Source organism: Prochlorococcus marinus str. AS9601 (genome assembly GCF_000015645.1).
Lineage (GTDB): Bacteria > Cyanobacteriota > Cyanobacteriia > PCC-6307 > Cyanobiaceae > Prochlorococcus_A > Prochlorococcus_A marinus_O.
In genome coordinates, this window is the sequence record NC_008816.1 from 1513601 (window position 1) to 1527922 (window position 14322).

12 protein-coding genes and 1 tRNA gene are annotated in these 14322 nt (G+C 31.8%); 3 read left to right on the forward strand and 10 right to left on the reverse strand.

What is annotated here, in order from left to right:
* Positions 1-2 precede the first annotated feature (2 nt).
* The 7 genes from ppc to A9601_RS17520 form a co-directional block, all read right to left on the reverse strand.
* Entirely contained in the window at positions 3-2972 is a 2970-nt protein-coding gene (ppc, locus tag A9601_RS17490; RefSeq protein WP_011819187.1) for a phosphoenolpyruvate carboxylase, read from the reverse strand.
* 61 nt (positions 2973-3033) lie between these two features.
* Positions 3034-4143 carry a glutamate--cysteine ligase gene (gshA, locus tag A9601_RS17495; protein WP_011819188.1) on the reverse strand — a complete coding sequence of 370 codons (1110 nt, stop codon included), beginning with the start codon at positions 4141-4143 and terminating at the stop codon, positions 3034-3036.
* Positions 4144-5664, reverse strand: a complete 1521-nt coding sequence (locus A9601_RS17500) for an anthranilate synthase component I family protein (RefSeq protein WP_011819189.1) — start codon at positions 5662-5664, stop codon at positions 4144-4146.
* Between the two features lie 59 nt (positions 5665-5723).
* A complete protein-coding gene (locus A9601_RS17505) occupies positions 5724-6146 on the reverse strand; it encodes a photosystem I reaction center subunit II PsaD (protein WP_011819190.1) in 423 nt (140 codons plus the stop codon).
* A 111-nt stretch (positions 6147-6257) separates the two neighbouring features.
* Positions 6258-7622: a sensor histidine kinase gene (locus tag A9601_RS17510; RefSeq protein WP_011819191.1), complete on the reverse strand. Its 1365-nt coding sequence runs from the start codon at positions 7620-7622 to the stop codon at positions 6258-6260.
* A complete protein-coding gene (gene rodA, locus A9601_RS17515; protein WP_011819192.1) occupies positions 7622-8890 on the reverse strand; it encodes a rod shape-determining protein RodA in 1269 nt (422 codons plus the stop codon). Before rodA ends, A9601_RS17510 begins: the two co-directional genes overlap by 1 nt.
* Positions 8891-8893: 3 nt before the next feature.
* On the reverse strand, positions 8894-9964 hold the full coding sequence (locus tag A9601_RS17520) for an Mrp/NBP35 family ATP-binding protein (RefSeq protein WP_011819193.1): 1071 nt from the start codon (positions 9962-9964) through the stop codon (positions 8894-8896).
* A 159-nt stretch (positions 9965-10123) separates the two neighbouring features.
* On the opposite strand from A9601_RS17520, the gene hemF reads away from it, so the two are divergent.
* Positions 10124-11152 carry an oxygen-dependent coproporphyrinogen oxidase gene (gene hemF / locus A9601_RS17525; RefSeq protein ID WP_011819194.1) on the forward strand — a complete coding sequence of 343 codons (1029 nt, stop codon included), beginning with the start codon at positions 10124-10126 and terminating at the stop codon, positions 11150-11152.
* A gap of 28 nt (positions 11153-11180) precedes the next feature.
* Here hemF and A9601_RS17530 read toward each other — a convergent pair whose 3' ends face one another.
* Complete coding sequence (locus A9601_RS17530; RefSeq protein ID WP_011819195.1) at positions 11181-11738, reverse strand: cofactor assembly of complex C subunit B; 558 nt, start codon at positions 11736-11738, stop codon at positions 11181-11183.
* A gap of 163 nt (positions 11739-11901) precedes the next feature.
* Between A9601_RS17530 and A9601_RS17535 the strand changes: the two genes are divergently transcribed.
* The gene (locus tag A9601_RS17535) at positions 11902-12537 is read left to right on the forward strand and encodes a ribonuclease D (RefSeq protein WP_011819197.1); all 636 of its coding nucleotides are present in this window, start codon (positions 11902-11904) and stop codon (positions 12535-12537) included.
* A 3-nt stretch (positions 12538-12540) separates the two neighbouring features.
* Here the strand turns inward: A9601_RS17535 and A9601_RS17540 are convergent, their stop codons facing one another.
* Both A9601_RS17540 and A9601_RS18410 read right to left on the reverse strand, forming a co-directional pair.
* Positions 12541-12807 (reverse strand): hypothetical protein, encoded by a 267-nt coding sequence (locus tag A9601_RS17540; protein ID WP_011819198.1) that lies wholly within the window; start codon positions 12805-12807, stop codon positions 12541-12543.
* A gap of 35 nt (positions 12808-12842) precedes the next feature.
* On the reverse strand, positions 12843-14150 hold the full coding sequence (locus A9601_RS18410) for a lipid-A-disaccharide synthase-related protein (RefSeq protein ID WP_071813234.1): 1308 nt from the start codon (positions 14148-14150) through the stop codon (positions 12843-12845).
* Here A9601_RS18410 and A9601_RS17550 point away from each other — a divergent pair.
* Positions 14115-14185 (forward strand) — tRNA-Cys (locus A9601_RS17550). The two genes, A9601_RS18410 and A9601_RS17550, sit on opposite strands and share 36 nt — an antisense overlap.
* The last annotated feature ends 137 nt before the right edge of the window (positions 14186-14322 follow it).

A 14322-nucleotide genomic window follows, 5' to 3' on the forward strand; every position in this document is an offset into this window, starting at 1 on the left:
TATTATCCTGTATTTCTCATACCAGCTGCTATCCCATTAATAGTTAAAAGTGCTCCCCTTAATAGTTCACTTCTGCTGTAAGCTCTTGTAGATTCATCTTTATCCAGAAAAAACTCGCTTATTGGGGGTTGTCTTGTCTGGTCTCTTAATCTTCTTAAAAGTGAAACTTGCAAAAACCCCAATGGAATGATTGTCTTATTTCTCAAGCTTACAGATGACTTCAAGTCTCTATCAGATTCAAGAAGCTTATTTTTACCAGTAATTTCAAGTATTAAAGATTTCGTGAGATTATATTCTTTAGAAATTACTTCAAAAATATTATCAAAAGAATCTTTATTTTCTTTACTGCCAAGAGTATCAACATAATATCTTGCCACTTCTAAATCCACCTTAGATAATGTCATTTCTACCTTAGATATAAGCATCCTAAAAAATGGCCATCTTTGATGCAAGACTCTTAGTAATTCAATTTGTTGTGGATCTAAATTTAATTCAGATGACAATGCAGTACCTACTCCAAACCAACTTGGTAAAAGAAATCTACTTTGTGTCCATCCAAATACCCATGGAATAGCTCGTAAACTTGATAAATCTTTTGCACCTTTTTTTCTTCTTGCAGGCCTACTGGATATCTGTAATTTACTTATTTCTTCTATTGGAGTGACCTCTTGAAAGAAATTCAACAAGTCAGGATTCTCATGCACTAATTTTCGGTAGTGAGACCTTGATGTTTCTGCCAACCTAGACATTAATTGATTCCATTCTGGAGTAGCGTCAAGTCTATTATTTACCAAGCTATTTTGAATTACCGCTGTAGTTACAGTTTCAAGATTGTATAAAGCAAGTTCCGGAAGACTATATTTAGAAGCTAAAACTTCTCCTTGTTCTGTTATTTTTATTCGCCCTTTTAAAGTACCGCTTGGTTGAGCCAATATTGCCTGATAGGCTGGTCCTCCTCCTCTACCTACAGAACCACCTCTTCCATGAAACAGTCTTAACAATATGTTATTCCTACTTGAAAGATTTTGAAGAGCTATTTGGGCTCTATGAATTTCCCAATTACTAGAAACAAACCCCGAATCTTTATTGCTATCAGAATATCCAAGCATTAATTCTTGCAGAGGTTTAAAAGATTCTCCTACTTTTGGCAATAATGATCTATAGAAATCTAATTTAAACAACTTTTCCATTACTTCTGGTGCTCTTTTAAGGTCTTCCACAGTTTCAAAAAGAGGAACAACTAATAATTTTGACTTTTGTGAATTTTGATCAAGAAGTCCCATTTCTTTTGCCAGTAAGAGAACTTCAAGCAAATCAGATGCACTATGACTCATTGAAATTACATAAGAATGACAAATGCGACTTCCAAATTCTTGCTGTAGTCTCTTAACCATTTTAAAAACTGAAAATGTTTCTTCTGTGGTTTTTGTCCAGTGAACGTCAGATGGAATTAAAGGCCTTTTTGTATTTAATTCGTCTATAAGCCATTTAATTTTCTCTTCCTCAGACATTTGGTCATATTGAACAGATAAATCAAGATAATTTGTAAGCTCTTGAATAGCGTCACTATGCCTTGTACTCTCTTGACGAATATCTAAACTTGCTAAGGAAAATCCAAAAATATGAACTTGAGTAAGTAAGGTGTTTACAGACTCACAATTTAAATCTGTACTAATTAAACTATTTTTGATAAGTTCTAGATCATAAGTAAATTCTTTTACTGACTTGTAATATAAGCTTTCAACTTTATCTAAATTTTTGTTATCAGTTTCTCCTTCCAAGTCAAATTTCCATCCACTATCAGCTAATAAATTATTTCTTTCTTGTGTTAATCTTAATTTCTCTAGGATATAACTTAATTTTAATCTGTAGGGTTCTGATCTATACCTTGTAGCTCTAGCTTCATATATTTCAGGGAACTTAACCCTGTCAGTTTCAAGTGACTCTAATAAGGAGGAACTGACTTGACTCCATTGCATCGAAACACTTAATTGATCTCTAAGATTAGACGTCGCAATAATATATCTTTCCAACATCAACTGCCTTTGGTAGCAAGCAGTTCTCCATGTTATCTCAGGAGTGACCGATGGATTACCGTCCCTATCAGAGCCTACCCAAGAACCGAAGTTGCAAAAAGATTCTGAGGGCAACTGAACATCTGGATAATTATCGGTAAGTGCTTCAGCGATCCTTCCCCTCAACTGAGGCATCGCATTAAATAAAACTTGCTGAAAATAATGCAAGGCATAATCAACTTCATCTAAAACTGAAGGTTTAAATTGATGCAATTCATCAGTCCTCCACCAAAGTCTTACTTCCTCTTTTAATTGGGTTTTTAAAGAATTTTTTTCTTCTTTTGTCAGAAATTGCTCAATCTGTATTTTTTTTAACAAATTTGCTACTCTTGTCTGCTTATGTCTAATCGTATGTCTTACTATCTCCGTCGGATGTGCAGTAAAAACTAAACGAATATCCATTTCCTGTAATAACTCTTCTAATTTGCCTGGTGGCACATTTAGTTTCCTAAGCCTGTAAAACAATTCTCTAAAAGTTACAGGAGCATTTTGCCTAGCCAATGCTGGGGCAAAAGGATCAAGATTGTCGGGCGATTTTTGAACATCCTTATTGGTAAAGCTTTGAATATATCTATCTTCCTCAACTCTTTGTTCCAAAATATTCACAAGTTGAAAATATAATGAAAAAGCCCTTGCTGCAGCTATGGATTCTGCTAAATCCATAGAATTTACAATATCAACTATTTCATTTTTAAAAGTTTTTGAACTATCGCCATCAATTTGTTTTGAATAACTTAATTCTTTAAGCTGTATCAACCTTTCTGCTTGATCATCTGGGCATTCTTCTCTTAGCACAGATTCCCAGAGATCTTCAATTAGAAGACGATTTTTATCAAGTGGATCATTGTTACTTATCAGATCCACATTATTATTTTTTACCTGGCGAAAAGATTCCATATAATCATTATGTCATAAGTGAAAATGTTCAGATCAAAGTTTATTTAAATAATCAAACATTCTAGGCCTCACTCCTAATCATATCTTCGATAGAAATTTTCATTATCTGCTCAATAGAAAGACCTTTTTCATATTGATTTATCCATTTCATAGATTGATTGCCTTCTTCAAGCACTTTATAGATAGGATCTAAAAGATGTTTCATACCAAAGCCTTCTGCTGTGGATGATAAATCTGATAATAAGTTTTGAATCCATTCACTACAAATAACTCTTTTGCCATCTTCCCAGTGAATTAACTCTGAATTCAGACTATCTTTAGCAGCATTAATTTCATTTTGATCACATATTTCTGATAACTCATCCAGAGAAAAAGTACTAGCATTCATAGGATCTAAGGTATTTATATTTTCAAAAAGATTTAAAATCCTCAGTTCTATCATGGCCGTTATCCCTAAAAGCAAATTAATATCGTGAACAAAATCACAAATTCTTAATTCCAAGCGATCAAGAATTAAAGGTCTTTGGGGACCATTTGGTCGGATTGAAGACCAAAAATGCCTGATATTTTGCATATTTTTATTAGCTATATTTTTCTCTATCCAGGCAATATAAGAATCATGATTCACAAAAAAAGGCACCTTACTTGGAGTTTTAGGAAACTGCATCCATCTCTGAGAGTGATTCTCCGTAATTTCATTATTTAAAAATGGTGAACTAGCACTTAGTGATAGATATAAAGCAGCCTCAGATCTTGTAAGTCTAATAGCCGCAAAAAGCTTATCTAAATCATCTATTCCTATGTTTATATGTACACTTGAAGTTGCTATGGCAGTTCCATAATTATCTTGTATAAATTGATGATAAAGATTGTTAATGTCAGATCTTTGAAATTGAATATCGTGTTCAAAACAAAGAGTTGATGAAGGAATGATTGTTAAATCTTTTTTGTTAAGCCATCGTCTTAACTTTTTTCTTGGAATTTTTAATTTCTCATATAAAGAACCGTAATCTTTTTCAGGAGTTGTTATGTATTCAACGTTTCTGTTATCTGGCTCTTTCACAAAATCAGGAAATATTTTCTCAATTTCATCCGAAACACCAATATGAGAATTTAAAGAGCCTGTAAAAAGTTCCACCTCAAAACCCTTATAAAGATTATTTTGACTCATTTATTTATCCAAACAGGCTAGTGCTTTTAGTATTCCCTTTGCTTTATTTATCGTCTCTTGATATTCATTTTCAGGAAAAGAATCAGCAACTATTCCAGCTCCTGCTTGCACTGAAACATCATATTTCCCATCTATTGAGGGTTTTACTATCATAGTTCTTATTGTAATTGCTGTATTTAATGCGCCATTAATATCAATAGATCCGTATACACCTGCATAAGGTCCTCTAGCATCTTTTTCAAAGTGCTTAATCAATTGCATAGCTCTTATTTTTGGAGCGCCAGTTACTGTCCCAGCGGGAAAGGATGCTTTGAGCAAATCCCATACATCAGCATTATTTTTTAAGATTCCCTCAACTTGACTGACTATATGCATAACATGTGAATATTTCTCAATAACCATTAAATCCTTGACCTTGACAGTACCAATTTCACAAACTCTTCCAAGATCATTTCTCCCAAGATCAATTAGCATTACATGCTCAGCTATCTCTTTTGGATCTTTTAATAATTCCTTTTCTAATTCCAAGTCTTGCTGATTATCAATACCTCTAGGTCTAGTGCCAGCTATTGGTCTTAAGCTTGCAACGATCTGACTATTTTTATTTTTTTCTGCTTTAACCATGACTTCAGGACTTGAACCTATCAGATACCATGAGCCAAAATCAAAAAATGACATGTATGGAGATGGATTAACCATTCTCAGACTTCTATATAAATTAAAGGGATCATTATTGACTTGAGTTTGGAATCTCTGACTAATAACTATTTGGAAGATATCTCCCTTTCTTATATATTCTTTTGCAGAGAGAACTGCATCCTCAAAATCTTTTTTCTCCCAATTACTTTCTAGATCTAAATTCAAATTCTCATTTTCATTCCAATCTAAAAACTCATTTTCTTTTAGAGGAACTCTCATTAAATTTCTAGTTTTCTTAATTCTAGAAATTGAGTTTAGGTACAACAGTTCAATTTCGCACTCTTTTGTAGAAGTTGTATCTGCATAAACCACTGCAGTAATACATCTTTTTATTTGATCAAAAACAACTATCTGATCAAAAAACATCCAGGAACCATAAGGGATATTGTTTTCTAATTTTTCATTTATTGGAACGCTTGGTTCTATTCGATTTATTAATTCATAACCCCAAGAGCCATATAACTGTCCAATTGAGGGTAATTCATCAAGCGTGGTTGACTTGTATTCGTTTGTCCAACTTCTCAAAATATCAAAAGGATCACCTTTATGTGTTTCAGTTTTGCCATTATTCCAAGTTTTAATTATTTCTTCTCCATAACAAACGGCTTCCCAAAGAGGTTGAGTAGCAACAATACTCCACCTACCCAAATTCTCGCCACCCTCAACAGATTCAAGAAAAACACCATGGGAATCTTTTGAAGATAATTTTAACCAAGTCGATAATGGAGTCTCTAAATCTGCTGGCCAAGTTTCAACTATAGGTATAAAGTTTTTACCTTCTTTGTAAGCCTTTAAAAAACTATCTTTTTGTGAGCTGATCATATTAATAATGTCAGCCCAAATTATAATTATTTTCTTCTTTTATATCAACTTTAAAGAAGTTAATCAAAAGTATTCTTAGTTGTAAATTTCAAACCAGCTGGATTAGGGTTCTCACCTATTCTTCTAGGATTATGACCTACTTTCTCTCTGCCTTCATTTACTTTTTCAGGGAAAACACCATCCTTGGGGTGTAAAAATTCAATATCGCCACCTGGGAAAATGCGGTAGATTTTAAAATCTTCAATTCTTGGTTTGAAAGCTCTTAATTGTGTCCCTAATGCAAGACATTGTTCTTTTCTAGCAAAGTACATTAAATTATCACCTTCATGCATTAAGGCCGCTCCGCCGGTAGGCAATTCAAATGCTTGTTCCTTGGAACTTTTCCATACAATTGCATATTTTTCTTCGGTTTCTGCTGAGTTTAATAAACCCCCAGTACTTCCTATATGCTTTGGAAATTGACCAACTAAAGTTTCAGTCATCCTAGATTTTGAGTTATTTCTAATAAGAAACTAGCATTCATATTTTGCAAAATTCAAAATTCATAGCAAATTTTCTACATTATTTAATATATGGAAAACTTGTTTCTCATTTTATTTTGAATCTGAAATCGGAAAAAATACTGTCAAACCTGTATCACGTCTTTGTGTAACATGCCCTCCTAGACTAGCTAACAACTTTTGAGTGGCATTTTGACTAAGTTGTAAACTTCCAGTTTGAGGGTTCCAATTTAAAACAGGGCCAATATCAGAACCGTTATCTTTTTTTAGATTTTCATTTTGATTGTTATCTAATTTTTGTACTTTGAGTTGAAGTTTGAGTTTTTGACCAGCTGGTCTTAATTCTAAAATTAATGTACTACCTTCTTTTAATCCTCTAGTATTTTTATCAATTAATCCTCTTAACATTAATTCTAATTTTTCAGAATCACTCAAAATTTGTGGAAGTTGTTTAGGGATATCTATCTTCAAAGAAATACCACGTCGGTTTAATTGTTTATTCCATAAAGGAGAAAGCTTTTTGAAAATTTCGGCTAAATTAATTTTCGCCAAGTTATTCAATGATGGCAATTCATTACCAACTAATTCTGCTGCATTAAAGATTAAACCAAACCTATCAATTTGTTCATTACATTCATTATCTATTTGAATTAAACGATTTCTCATTGATTCATCCATTTTATATTTTTTTAAAGTAGAACTTATTAAGGTTCTTATTGTTGTCAAAGGAGTTCTTACTTCATGAGATATTGCACGTAATAATTTTGCTTCAGTTATTTGCACATTTTTTTCATCATTATTCACAGAATTCTGTATATTGTGATTTGGCGTGAAATTTGCTAATTTTGCCGATAATATTGGCCAAAATAATTTTTCAAATTGATTATTAACATTAAGATTGCCTAAGTTATTAATTGCATTACGAAATTTTACTCCTTCCTCATAATTTTCTTGATTTAATTTTGCATGCATTAATTCAATTGAAAGTTTAAGGCTCTCTTCATCACACTTCATTAATAGAATTTTCTTATCTTTTTCTCCTACAATTGATAATACGCATTGAAAATTTGGAGTGATTATCATCAAAAAAGGTTCATAGCCATCTTCTTGACAAAGGTTTAAAACTTTATAATTACTAATTAAATCGAAATCGTTTTTTATCTTTTCTGAATTATTGACTGGTAAAAAACCTGCATTCTCATTTTGAAAGTATGGAAACCCCTCAGGAGACCAAAGCCATCCATGAAGTTGATTTAAAAATTTTTTATCATTAAAGGCTGGCAAAGGCGAGGCAACCCATATCCCCCCCTGTTTATAATTCTGATAAAGGAAATCTTTTTGAATAACTTCTAAAGAAGCCCACCACATTCTTCTGGATGTATCATCATCCACATATATTTTTTTAACTCCTTTAATCAAAAGCTCTTGAATTTTTTTTATGGTTATTTGTGATTTCATCAAATTCTTAGTGATCTAGAACGTTTTAATATAGATAAAACAAATCCAATGGATATAAAATTGGTCACCAATGACGTTCGACCATAGCTCATAAAAGGAAGGGGGATTCCAGTAACTGGTCCTAATCCAATAGTCATAAATAAGTTAATAATTATTTGGAACAAAAAAGTTGAGGCTATTCCAATAACAATTAGAGATTCAAAGTTAGTCCTGGCAATTGTTGCAGTATTAATAAGTTTTTTTATCAAAAAAAAGAACAAAAATAAAACTACTATGCACCCCACAAAACCCAATTCTTCGCCTAAAGCACTGAATATAAAATCAGTATGTTGTTCTGGTATAAATTGCAAATTAGTCAGCTTACCTTTTAGCAAACCAGTACCAAATAATCCTCCAGAACCAATTGCAATTTGACTCTGTATCAAATGATATCCACCACCTAATGGATCTCTATTTGGATCTAAAAATAAAACTAATCTATCTTTTTGATATTCTTTTAAGCCATATTGCCACAAAAATGGTGTCAATTTTGCCACTAATAAATGAAAAGAAATCGCGATAGCAGGAAAAATAATTTTCTTTCTCGAAGATCTATAAGCAAGATATCCTATAAATGGAATCCAGAAAACAAGAAGATTTGGTAAGGTCAAATACAATATAGAAGTGACAAGACAAAATACTAATAACAAAATCCACTCTATGGGCATTTGCGACCAGTAGAGCATCACACCTGTCAAAACAATTAAAACTAAAGAGGTACCTAAGTCCGGCTGAAAGAAAACCAATAACCAAGGAATAACTACTACTAATAAGGGCAAAATTAAGTCCCTTATTGTGCAAATTATTTTTTTGTCGAGTACTAAAGCAAGAGTTAATACAGTACTTAGTTTAGCTACTTCTGAAGGCTGAAAAGAAAAGATACCCAAGTTTAACCACCTTTGAGCTCCAGAAACTGATATCCCAAAGAAATATATTAGTAATAAGGATATTAAAGTACACAAATAAAATGGTACTAAGTACTTTCTTAGTCTCTCTAACGGTATATAAGAAATAAAAAATGCTAAAAAATAACCTAAAAAACCAGTAAAAATATGACTCAAATAATTCGATACTAAAAAATCACCCTGAATACTTTTTATTAATAAACCCGAAATAATAACCAAAAACAGAGGAATTATAAGTAGTGGAGAAAATAAAAAACCTCTCTTAAAGTTTTCTTTTTTTGGGAAAAATCCTCTCTTATTTAATAAAGAAATTCTCCTAAACATCAATTATCTATTAACAAATTGACTCTTAATTAATTGAGCTAAATTACTAAAAGCAATAGAACTATTTTTATTGGGCTGGCTTATTGATATTGGTACACCCCTATTGCTTTCATCAACGAGAGGCATTTCAATAGGAATTTGGGCTAATAATGGCAAATCATTTTCTTTAGCTAATATTTTACCTCCACCCTTACCAAAAATTTCATATTTTTTACTTGGCATATCCGGCGGAATAAATACTGACATATTTTCTACAATTCCCAGTAACGGCACTCCAAGTTGTTTGAACATTGCTAATCCCCTCCTTGCATCTTGCAAAGATACTTGTTGAGGAGTGGTGACAACAATAGCTCCAGTTATAGGAACAGATTGAGAAAGAGATATTTGAGCATCTCCCGTTCCTGGAGGCAAGTCAATAACCAGAAAATCAAGATTATTCCACTCAACTTGGTACAAAAATTGTCGAATAATACTATTAAGCATTGGTCCTCTCCATATAACTGGCTGACCTTCTTCTATGAGAAAACCCATGGATACCAATGAAATTCCATATTTATATATTGGTATTAACCTTTGATCACTGCCACTACCTTCTGTAACCTTTGGATTCTGTTCGGCAACTCCCATCATTGAGGGAGTATTAGGTCCATATATATCGGCATCCAGCAAACCAGTTTTTAAACCTAATTTAGCTAGAGAACAAGCGAGATTAACTGCAATGGTACTTTTTCCAACTCCACCTTTACCACTACTAACAGCTATGATATGCCGAATCCCATCAATCATCTGCAACTCAGGCACTTTACTTTGATTTTGAGATTCTGTTTTGGAAGGATTATTATCTATTTCTATTTGAACATCATTAATATCTTCAAAATCCAGTAGTACCCTTCTAACCTCTTGTACAATTCTATCTCTTTGAGAATTTGCAAACGATGGTAATGATAATGTTACGATTACTCTCGGTATAGTTACTCTTACATTTTTAATCCAAGCTAATTCAATTACATTTTTCTTTGATCCAGCATCTAGAACTTTTTGTAAAGCTAAATTCGCATCTTCTATTGTGGTCATTAAATTTTTAAATATTTTGACAAGGTAGTCGACTGTTTAAAAGATTAAGAACTATGTCGAACTATCAAATAATAGGCAATAAGGTCCCCCTAAGAGAAATTATAAAGAGAAACTTATAATTAACCAAAAAATTTTTTTTCTTCAAGATTTACTAAATACATGTTGAAAGAACCTCCTAAAAACTCGAGAGAAAAAACTAAAAATCTCTTATTAACTCTACAAGACAAAATTTGTTCAGGACTTGAAAATGTAGATGGAAAAGGAAAATTTACAGAGGAATCCTGGCTAAGAGACGAAGGTGGCGGTGGAAGATCTAGAGTATTGAAAAATGGTTCTATTTTTGAGCAAGCAGGCGTAAATTTCTCGGAAGTACAAGGAAAAGAATTACCTCAATCTATAATCTCTCAAAGGCCCGAAGCAAAAGGTCATGAATGGTTTGCTACGGGAACTTCTATGGTTTTGCATCCTAAGAATCCCTATATTCCCACAGTTCATCTGAATTATCGATATTTCGAAGCTGGTCCTGTTTGGTGGTTTGGAGGAGGTGCAGACTTAACCCCTTTTTATCCTTATCTTTCTGATGTAAGGAATTTTCATAATGAGCATAAAAAAGCTTGTGAGAAAGTTGATCAAGATTTGCATAAAGTTTTCAAACCATGGTGTGATGAATATTTCTTCTTGAAACATAGAAATGAATCTAGAGGTATAGGAGGTATTTTTTATGATTATCAAGATGGTTCAGGAAATATTTATAGAGGAAATAATAAAAATGGAGAAGCATCAAAAGCTTCACAAAATGTTGGCAGATCTAATTTAAATTGGGATAATTTATTTTCTTTAGCAGAAAACTGTGGGCAGGCATTCCTACCTTCATATTTGCCCATTATTGAAAAAAGAGCTTCTCAAAAATATTCACCGAAAGAAAGAGAATTCCAGCTATATCGAAGAGGTAGATATGTCGAATTCAATTTAGTTTGGGATAGAGGGACGATTTTTGGGCTACAAACAAATGGCAGAACTGAATCTATATTAATGTCCTTACCGCCTTTAGCTAGATGGGAATATGGATATAAAGCTAAAAATGGCTCTCGAGAGGAATTTCTCACATCAATTTTTACAAAACCCCAAGATTGGTTTAATGATAAAGAGTTAGAAAAATTCTGTATGGAGAATAATATTTTTGATTAAAAATTATCAAATAAAATTTTCAAGTATCTTAAATAGGTGTTTTAAATAAAGAACCGTCACTTTTCAATTGAAGTTTTTCTCCGAGTTCATTTTCTAAAGAGATTAATTCATCCCTATGGGCTCTAAGTCTCATAAAAGTTGAATCATTTTCATTTTCATTTAGCAACCTTAATTCAAATTTCTCCTCTCTAGCTGATTTTTTAAAGTAAACAATTCCAGACAAAGGGCCACCAATTAATCCCAAAAGAATAGGCCACCAACCTAATTCGGGATATATTTGAATAATTACTAATCCCAAAGCACAAGAACCAAAACCGCCAAGAAAACCTAAAAAAATTGCTAAAAATTTACTAGAAACAACTTGACCCTTAAATATTAAAATTCTTTGTTCAAAATCTCCTCCTGTTTGCTTCCATCCCCTCAAATTAAGCCATTCACATAAACCATTTAAAACCTTAATTGGCTTCTGAGAAGATGAAATCTCAACGATGGTTGTTCTATCTTTACTGGAAGCCCTAAGAAAAAAAAATAATCCTATGGCTAAGAGAATTGTCAGCAATAATGTAGAATTTAAGGAATATGACATTAAATAATTTTTTCTAGTAACTCGAGAATAAAAATTAAAGTTACATCTTATTATAATTTTTTAGAATTGTTCTGTAAAATATTCCCATTAGATAAAAATTCTTAATTAAATAAAATCTTAAGTAATATTCTAAATTTTAAATTACCTTAAAAACTTATTAAAAATGACTATTGAAAATAAAAATATTGATTTTCTTTATAGCGATTTAACAGTAGATTTATACAATCTTTACAAAAAATCATCGTACCTTGCTATTGACACTGAAGCAATGGGCTTAATTCATGGAAGAGATAGACTCTGTTTAGTACAAATATGCAATGAATTTAAAAGAACATCCTGTATAAAAATCGAACTTAATACGTCTTCATCACCTAATTTAAAAGCACTTCTTGAAGATGACAAAATTACTAAAATATTTCACTATGCGAGATTTGATGTAGCAGCTTTAAAATGCAATCTTGAAATTAATACAAAAAATATTTTTTGTACAAAAATTGCTAGTAAGTTGGCAAGAACTTATACAAATAAACACGGCTTAAAGGATTTAATTAATGAATTGTTAGGTATAGAACTGGACAAAAGCTCGCAAAGTAGTGATTGGGGTAGCAACGAAGATTTAACAAAAGATCAACTAGATTATGCAGCAAATGATGTTAGATATTTAATTGAAGCTATGCTTAAATTAAAAGTTATCTTAAAAAGAGAGAATAGATATGAATTAGCTCAAAAATGTTTCGAAACAGTTTCTGTACATGCTGATTTAGACATACTAAAATTCTCAAATATATTTGAACATTAAGAATCAATCTTCAGTTAAAAAATTATCTTCACCATCAAGAGTTTTCATAAGCTTATCAAGTATTCTTGAAGAACTTAGTTGATCTCCATCATTTTTTTGACAAATTTTTAAAACATTTTGAGCAACTTGTATTTTTTCTTGAATAGTTTTCGATCCTTCTTTTGCAAGTTGAATTTCTACTTTCTTTTTAGCAGAAGATAAGCTTATACTCATAAGTTTTGCAATCTCTGCACAAATTTTTAGATATTGCCGATCATTTATTGGATACATAAAAGAATTAATAATTAATAAGCTAGTGCCATTTACTAAGATAACAAATGAAGGTTTATGGTATCTACGATTTTCTTACTTGCTCCGGCTTCCCCCATTCTTTTTTTGCCTATTTTTGCTTGTTCTAACCTATAAACTTTTTTTTTCAAAAGTAAACTTAAACGTTTTAAAAGAATTTTTTTGTTCTTGCAAACTATAACACTACCGCCCAATAATCTTGATTGCCTTTTTGCAAATGATTTTGTGAATTGTGGTCCAGGTCCCGGTAGAGAGAGAGATGGAATTCCAAGGCCAGCAATTTGCTCTGTAGCAGTTCCTGCATTAGACAAGCCAACTTCTGCCATATTGGCCCATAAATTGAATTTACCTTTACCAATCACTACATATTGATCTTTCTTTTTCCATACTGAATCTTCATTAATTAGAAATTTAACTTTACTCTGTTTTATAAAACCATATTTATTTAAATAACTTTCAATTTGAATCACATTTGCATTAATACTCAAAGGCAAAAGAATAACCAAATCCTTTGATAAATGAAAATCTTGCAAACAATTTAGAAAATTATCAAGATTTTTAAGAGCTTCTGGATATCTACTTCCAACTAATAAAATAATCCTTTTAAAAGAAATAATATTTGATATTTTATCGTTTGTTTCATTAACAAAATCCATCATTGGATTACCCAAGTATTTTGCATCAATATTTTTCTTATTCAAATTATTAGCTGTAATTTTATCTCTCATAATTAAATTTTTACATCTTGGACATTTCATTAAAAACATTTCCCATGGATCCCATTCAGAACCTTTCAACTTATGATAAAAATCGCTTAAATCCCAACCTGGCCCACTACTCCAAGTATGATCGCTTTTAGGAGTTCCAATGAAACTAAATTCGCATTCTGAACTCCAAGCGTATAGTAATGGCAAGAAATCGCCTACTGCGATAATTTTGTAGTTATGTTTTGACTTCTGTTTTACAAGTAGAAAATTTCTTAAATTATCGATTAAAAATCCTGCAAACAAATCAAGCACAAATCCCTTCAGACTTTGATTACTAAAACCTCCACTAGGCAACTCTTTTAAAAATCCTATTTTACGAAAATTCTTTGATTTTATGGAATTAAATACATCTCCATTTCCTACTAAAGGCAAAACTTCGATACTTTTATATTTTATTTTTTTTAGTAATCTTTTTATTATTTCCGATGCGATTACATCTTCTCCATGGCCATTGCATATAAATAACAGAGAATGATGCCTCTTACTGTTAAGATCATAAGAAGACTTAATTGAATCTTTTTCGGCGGCATGGCCAAGTGGTAAGGCAGAGGATTGCAAATCCTTTATCCCCAGTTCGAATCTGGGTGCCGCCTTCTTCAATTTTGAAATCATTTTTACTGTTATCCTTTCCAGCACAGTAAGTTTTGAAAAACGATTATACATCAATAAGCAAATTTAGTTGACAGCAAGTATAAAGCGATTTTTATAGATTTTAAATCAACTAATACTA

What these genes read in the sequence shown, in the direction of transcription:
- A9601_RS17535 (WP_011819197.1), top strand. Translation starts at nt 11,902, where the DNA reads ATGACTATTGAAAATAAAAATATTGATTTTCTTTATAGCGATTTAACA.
- A9601_RS17505 (WP_011819190.1), bottom strand. Translation starts at nt 6,146, where the DNA reads ATGACTGAAACTTTAGTTGGTCAATTTCCAAAGCATATAGGAAGTACT.
- A9601_RS17540 (WP_011819198.1), bottom strand. Translation starts at nt 12,807, where the DNA reads ATGTATCCAATAAATGATCGGCAATATCTAAAAATTTGTGCAGAGATT.
- gshA (WP_011819188.1), bottom strand. Translation starts at nt 4,143, where the DNA reads ATGAGTCAAAATAATCTTTATAAGGGTTTTGAGGTGGAACTTTTTACA.
- hemF (WP_011819194.1), top strand. Translation starts at nt 10,124, where the DNA reads ATGTTGAAAGAACCTCCTAAAAACTCGAGAGAAAAAACTAAAAATCTC.
- A9601_RS17530 (WP_011819195.1), bottom strand. Translation starts at nt 11,738, where the DNA reads ATGTCATATTCCTTAAATTCTACATTATTGCTGACAATTCTCTTAGCC.
- rodA (WP_011819192.1), bottom strand. Translation starts at nt 8,890, where the DNA reads ATGTTTAGGAGAATTTCTTTATTAAATAAGAGAGGATTTTTCCCAAAA.
- A9601_RS17510 (WP_011819191.1), bottom strand. Translation starts at nt 7,622, where the DNA reads ATGAAATCACAAATAACCATAAAAAAAATTCAAGAGCTTTTGATTAAA.
- ppc (WP_011819187.1), bottom strand. Translation starts at nt 2,972, where the DNA reads ATGGAATCTTTTCGCCAGGTAAAAAATAATAATGTGGATCTGATAAGT.
- A9601_RS17500 (WP_011819189.1), bottom strand. Translation starts at nt 5,664, where the DNA reads ATGATCAGCTCACAAAAAGATAGTTTTTTAAAGGCTTACAAAGAAGGT.
- A9601_RS17520 (WP_011819193.1), bottom strand. Translation starts at nt 9,964, where the DNA reads ATGACCACAATAGAAGATGCGAATTTAGCTTTACAAAAAGTTCTAGAT.